A 5,341-nucleotide genomic window follows, 5' to 3' on the forward strand; every position below is an offset into this window, starting at 1 on the left:
GCAGGGGGAAGTCACCGGGCACCAGCAGGGACCCGTCCGGTTCCCGGACGACGCCGTGCACGTCCCGGTCGGTCTCGTCGTACAATTCGCCGACCACCTCGGCCAGCAGGTCCTCCATGGTGACCATGCCGTCGATGCCGCCGTGTTCGTCGACCACCAGGGCCAGTTGCTGGTGTTTCTGCCGGAGCTGCCGCAGCGCGTCGGCGACCGGCAGGGTCACCGGAAGCAGCAGCGGCGACCGGACCCGCTCGCCGACCGGGGCAGGGCCGGCCCGCACCAGGTCGCGGATGTGCACCACGCCGAGCACCTCGTCCAACCCTCCGGGACCGGTGACCGGGGCGCGGGACCGCCCGGCGGCGGCGAGCCGACGCACCCCCTCGTCCGCGCCGAGGTCGGCCGGCAACGTCGTCACCTCCCGCCGGGCCACCAGGATCTCGCGCAGCGTGCGACCGGCGATGTCGAACGCCCCGGTCAGGATCTCCCGCTGCTGGGCGGACAGCCCGCGCTGGCTGGCCAGCATCTCCCGCAACTCCTCCTCGGTCGTCTCCTCCCGGTTGGCCCGCGGGTCGCCCCCGGCGAGCCGGACGACGGCGTCGGTGGCCCGACTGAGCAGCCACACCGCCGGCCGGGACACGCGGGCGAGCAGGTCCAGCGGGCCGGCGCTCAGCAGCGCCCACCGCTCCGCCCGCTGCATCGCCAGCCGCTTCGGGGCCAACTCGCCGAGCACCAGCGTGACGAACGTCAACAGCACCGTCACCAGCAGCACCGCGGCGGGACGGGCCGCGCCGCCGAGGAAACCCAACGGGCCGACCAGCGGCTCGGACAGCGACACCGCGGCCGCCGCCGACGCGAGGAAACCCGCCAGGGTGATGCCGAGCTGGATGGTGGCCAGGTAGCGGTTCGGGTCACGGGACAGCTGCACCAACCGGTCGCCGGAGCGGCTGCGCCGACCCAACCGCCGCAACTGCCCCTCGCGCAACGTCACCAGTGCCATCTCACTGCCGGAGAGCGCGGCGTTGACCAGCACGAGGACGGCCACCAGCGCCAACTGCCCGAGCTGGCCACCCATCGCGTACCCCCGTCCGCCGCCTGAGGTCACTCAACCGCAGCGCGGCCGGCTCCGGGTCCGGTTTACGGCCGCGCCCCCGCTCAGTCGACCTCCAGGTCGTCCAGCGAGATGGAGTGGGTCATCAGCCACCGGGCCAACGCCGTCATCCCGAACAGCCACAGCGGCACGGACTCCGTGGGCCCGTTGGTGGCGTAGATGGCGAAGCGCAGGTCCGGCGCGCGGTACGCCTCGATCCGCCACTGGTGCTGCCGGTCCCGCCAGACCGCGGAAGGGTCCATGGCGTCACCGTAGGCGACCGGAGTGGACCCGGGGGCCGGTTGCTCAGGTGACGACGATCCGGGCGTCGTCGGGCAGTCGTCGGGTCGCGCCGCGGCGGTCCAGCAGCTCCAGCAGGGGCACCGCCACCCGCCGGGTGGTGTCCAACGCCTGGCGGGCCGCGGAGAGCGTGAACGGCTGCGGCAGCCCCGCCAGCACCCGGACCGCGCCGTCGAGCGCGTCGGGCAGCAGCACCACGTTGTCGGCCAGCCGCAGCAGGGCGCCGGCCCGTACCGCGGCGCCGATCTCCCGGGGGCCCAGACCCAGGTCGACGAGGCGGTCCGCCTCGGGGGCGCGGAACGGACGGTCGCCGTACTCGGCGCGGACCCGCTGCACGGCCCGGGCCACCGGCTCCGGCAACGTGTCGACGCTCGCCGTCCCGACCCGCCCGGCGTGGATCCGCAGCGGTGGCCGGACCAGCGCCTCGACCAGCACCCGGTCGGGCAGGGCGAGACGCTGGCGCAGCGCGTCCACCGGCATCCCCGGTTCCAACGGGTGCTCCTTGGCGTAACGGGCGACCTCCTCGGTCACCTGCGCGCCGAGCCGCTGCCAGTGCGCCGGGTCGGCCAGCCAGTCACCGGCCACCGGGGCCGCATCCACCGGCACGCCCATCCGGATCAACGTGTTGGCCCGGACCAGCCGACGGCGGCGCAACTCCCCGGCCAGGTCCGGACGACCGTCCAGCTCGGCCAGGACCTGCGCGCGGGCGGCGGCGGCACCCCGGCGGGCCAGCGGTGGCGGCGCCACGTCGAGCACCCGTACCCCACCTGTCACGTGGTGGCGGCCCGGGTCCCGCAGCAACGCCCGGTCGCCCACCAGCAATGGCAACGGACGGGCCAACCGCAGCCGTACGGTGTCCGGGCCGAGCGGACGGACCCGTACCGGCACCGCCGCCGACCCGACGTGCAGGGTGAGGGTGGCCGGCAGGTCGGCCGCGGGGTCGCCGGTGAGTCGCACGTCGACGAGGTCGGTGCGGTGGAACCGGCCCGGGGTGAGCAGCGCGTCGCCACGGCCGAGCCGGTCGCGGGGCGTACCGCGCAGGTTGACAGCCACCCGGGCCACCGCCGTCACCTCCGGTCGAGCCTCGCCCAGTGAGTGCAGGCCGCGTACCCGGACCGGTTCGTCGGCCCCGGCCACCTCCAACTCGTCGCCCACCCGCAGCCGTCCACCGCCGAGGGTGCCGGTGACCACGGTGCCACTGCCCCGCACGGTGAAGCTGCGGTCCACCCAGAGACGCACCGGGTCGTCGACCACCGGCGCGGGCAGTCCGGCGGCGAGCCGGTCCAGGGCGGCCCGAAGCTCCGGCAGGCCGGCGCCGGTCAGACCACTGACGGCCACCGCCGGCACCGCGCCGAGGCTGGTGGCCGCGATCTCGGCCCGGGCGCGAGCCGTGGCCGGTCCCGGGTCGGCAAGGTCCGCGCGGGTCACCGCCAGCAGGCCGTACGCGACACCGAGCGCGTCGAGCGCGGCCAGGTGCTCGGCGGACTGGGGCATCCACCCCTCGTCGGCGGCCACCACGATCAGCGCCGCCGGCACCGGGCCGACGCCGGCGAGCATGTTCGGCACGAACCGCTCGTGCCCGGGTACGTCGACGAAGGCGACAGTGCCGCCGGAGGGCAGCGTCGTCCAGGCGAAGCCGAGGTCGATGGTCATCCCCCGGCGGCGCTCCTCGGCCCACCGGTCGGGTTCCATCCCGGTCAACGCCCGCACCAGTGTCGACTTGCCGTGGTCGACGTGCCCGGCGGTGGCGACGACGAACACGGTCAGTCGTCCCCGGGTACGCGCAGCACTGCCGCCCGGACCGCCTCGTCGGCGTCGGCGGGCACGCACCGCAGGTCGAGCAGGAGCCGACCCCGGACCACCCGCCCGAGCACCGGCTGCTCGCCGGTGCGCAGCGGCCCCGCGTACCGTTCGGGCAGGCTCAGCGCCCACGAGTCCAGCTCGACACCCGGTGCTCCGCCACCACCGACCACCGCGACGGCCGGCACCACCTCCGCCTTGCGGCCGTCCGCGCCGAGCCGGTCGCGGAGCCGCTCCACCCGGTTGCGCAGCGCGCCGGGGTCGGCGTGCAGCGCGGCCCGGGTCGGTGTGTCCGGCTGGTGCACCGTCGCGGCCAGCGCGGCCAGGGTGAGCTTGTCCACCCGCAACGCCCGGGCCAGCGGGTGACGGCGCAGCTTCTCGACCAGCTCGACGTCACCGAGCAGCAGGCCCGCCTGCGGGCCGCCGAGCAGCTTGTCGCCGCTGGCCGTGACCAGCGCGGCGCCGGCGCGCAGGGTGGTGGCCGCGTCCGGTTCGTCGGGCAGCAGCGGATCCGCGGTGAGCAGACCGGAGCCGATGTCGGCCACCACCGGCACGCCGAGGGTGGCCAGTTGTCGCACCGGGGTCGCCGAGGTGAAGCCGGTGACCCGGAAGTTCGACGGGTGCACCTTGAGCACGAAGCCGGTCTGCGGGCCGAGGGTCGCGGCGTAGTCGGCGAGTGTGGTGCGGTTGGTCGTGCCCACCTCGCGCAGCCGCGCCCCGGTGCTCTCCAGCAGGTCGGGCAGCCGGAACCCGTCGCCGATCTCGACCAACTCACCCCGGCTGACGACGATCTCCCGACCGGCGGCCAACGCGGTGGCGGCCAGCACCAACGCGGCAGCGCCGTTGTTGACCACATGCACGGCGCCCGCGTCGGGCACGGCGGCCGCCAGCGCGTCGAGGGCGTCCCGGCCACGACGGGCCCGCCGGCCGGTGGTCACGTCCAGCTCCACGTCGGTGTGCCCGGCGGCGGCGACCACCGCGGCGACCGCGGCGGCGGACAGCGCCGCCCGGCCCAGGTTGGTGTGCAGCACGACACCTGTCGCGTTGAGCACCACGCGGGGCCCGGCCGCGGGCAGCGCCGCGACCGCCGCGTCGCGTGCCTCGTCGGGGCGCAGCTCACCACGGCGGACCCGCTCCTGCGCGCGGGCAACGACCGCCTTGACCCGCTCCCGGCCGAGCGTCGCGCTGGCGGCGGCCAGCCGAGGATCGGCGAGCAGCGTGTCGGTGCGGGGCACCTGCCGTCGCGGGTCCGTCGACCCGTCACCCATGACGTCATCTCCTGCACTGGTTTGGCGGAGACGGACGGGAATCGAACCCGCCTGGCCCGGGTCCCGGACCACACCGGTTTTGAAGACCGGGAGGGGCACCAGCCGCCTGAACGCCTCCACCGGACATTCGATCACAGCGCGGGCACGACCGCCCGGTCAGGTGGAAGTTCCGCCATTGGTCCGCCGGGCTTCCACCCGCTCGCGCTGCGGCACCACCGTGTACCGGGGGTCGCGGGCCGAGGCGACACCGCCGTAGAAGATGCCGAACCGGGTCGCCACCGACGCGGCCAGCAACGCCACACCGGACAGCCCGCCGACCACGCGACTACGCCGGGCGAGCAGCGCACCGGCGACACCGCCGGCGGTGAGCAGCCGACCGGCGCGCAGCAGCCGACCGGGGCGGCCCAGCCGGTAGGGCTCGCTGAGCAGACCGAGGCGGGTCTCCACCCGGTGCGCCCCGTACAACTCCAGGGCCGCGCCGGCCACCGCCATCCGCCGGGCCGGCCCGGCCTGGGCCGGCGGCGCGGCGAGCAGACCCACGCCCGCGCCGCTGGCCAGCGCGCTGCCCGCGAAGATGACCGGCAACTCGGGGTACGCCTCGTGCCACGACGGCACCGCCGTGTCGGCCAGCAACACCCCGGTGTACGTGGCCAGCGCGGGCGCGGTGCCGGCGGCGAGCAGCCCAGCGGCGTGCCCGACCGACGGCAACGCCCTACCGGCCAGCCCGAGCAGGCCGTGGCGTGGCAGCACACCGGCGACCTCGGCGATCGCGGCGACACCGGCGGCCGGCCCGTACGCGGTGAGGATCCAGGTGCCCATCGACATCGGCGAGGTCGGCTTGGCCACCCGCAGCATGTGGTGGAAGCGGGCCGGCCGGCCCAGGTCCTTG

The 5,341-nt window shown here is 75.8% G+C and carries 5 protein-coding genes and 1 tRNA gene; all 6 read right to left on the minus strand.

All coding sequences use genetic code 11. The features are described 5' to 3' along the window. On the minus strand, positions 1 to 1,069 hold a 1,069-nt coding region (locus tag ACWCO3_RS31025; RefSeq protein ID WP_450013427.1), incomplete at its 3' end, for a hemolysin family protein. 80 nt (positions 1,070 to 1,149) lie between these two features. Beyond that, entirely contained in the window at positions 1,150 to 1,347 is a 198-nt protein-coding gene (locus tag ACWCO3_RS31030) for a hypothetical protein (protein WP_145781709.1), read from the minus strand. 43 nt (positions 1,348 to 1,390) lie between these two features. Then, complete coding sequence (gene selB, locus ACWCO3_RS31035) at positions 1,391 to 3,145, minus strand: selenocysteine-specific translation elongation factor (RefSeq protein WP_450013429.1); 1,755 nt, start codon at positions 3,143 to 3,145, stop codon at positions 1,391 to 1,393. A 2-nt stretch (positions 3,146 to 3,147) separates the two neighbouring features. Further along, positions 3,148 to 4,452 (minus strand): L-seryl-tRNA(Sec) selenium transferase, encoded by a 1,305-nt coding sequence (selA, locus tag ACWCO3_RS31040; RefSeq protein WP_450013431.1) that lies wholly within the window; start codon positions 4,450 to 4,452, stop codon positions 3,148 to 3,150. A gap of 22 nt (positions 4,453 to 4,474) precedes the next feature. Then, positions 4,475 to 4,570, minus strand: a tRNA-Sec gene (locus ACWCO3_RS31045). Positions 4,571 to 4,608: 38 nt separating this feature from the next. Next, positions 4,609 to 5,341 (minus strand): NrfD/PsrC family molybdoenzyme membrane anchor subunit (gene nrfD, locus ACWCO3_RS31050; protein WP_450013433.1); only part of this gene is annotated, 733 nt, incomplete at its 5' end.

It is taken from the genome of Micromonospora sp. NPDC002411, from assembly GCF_053592955.1.

Bases quoted from the DNA above. Each gene is read 5' to 3' on its own strand.
- selA (WP_450013431.1), bottom strand. From the start codon at position 4,452: ATGGGTGACGGGTCGACGGACCCGCGACGGCAGGTGCCCCGCACCGAC.
- ACWCO3_RS31030 (WP_145781709.1), bottom strand. From the start codon at position 1,347: ATGGACCCTTCCGCGGTCTGGCGGGACCGGCAGCACCAGTGGCGGATC.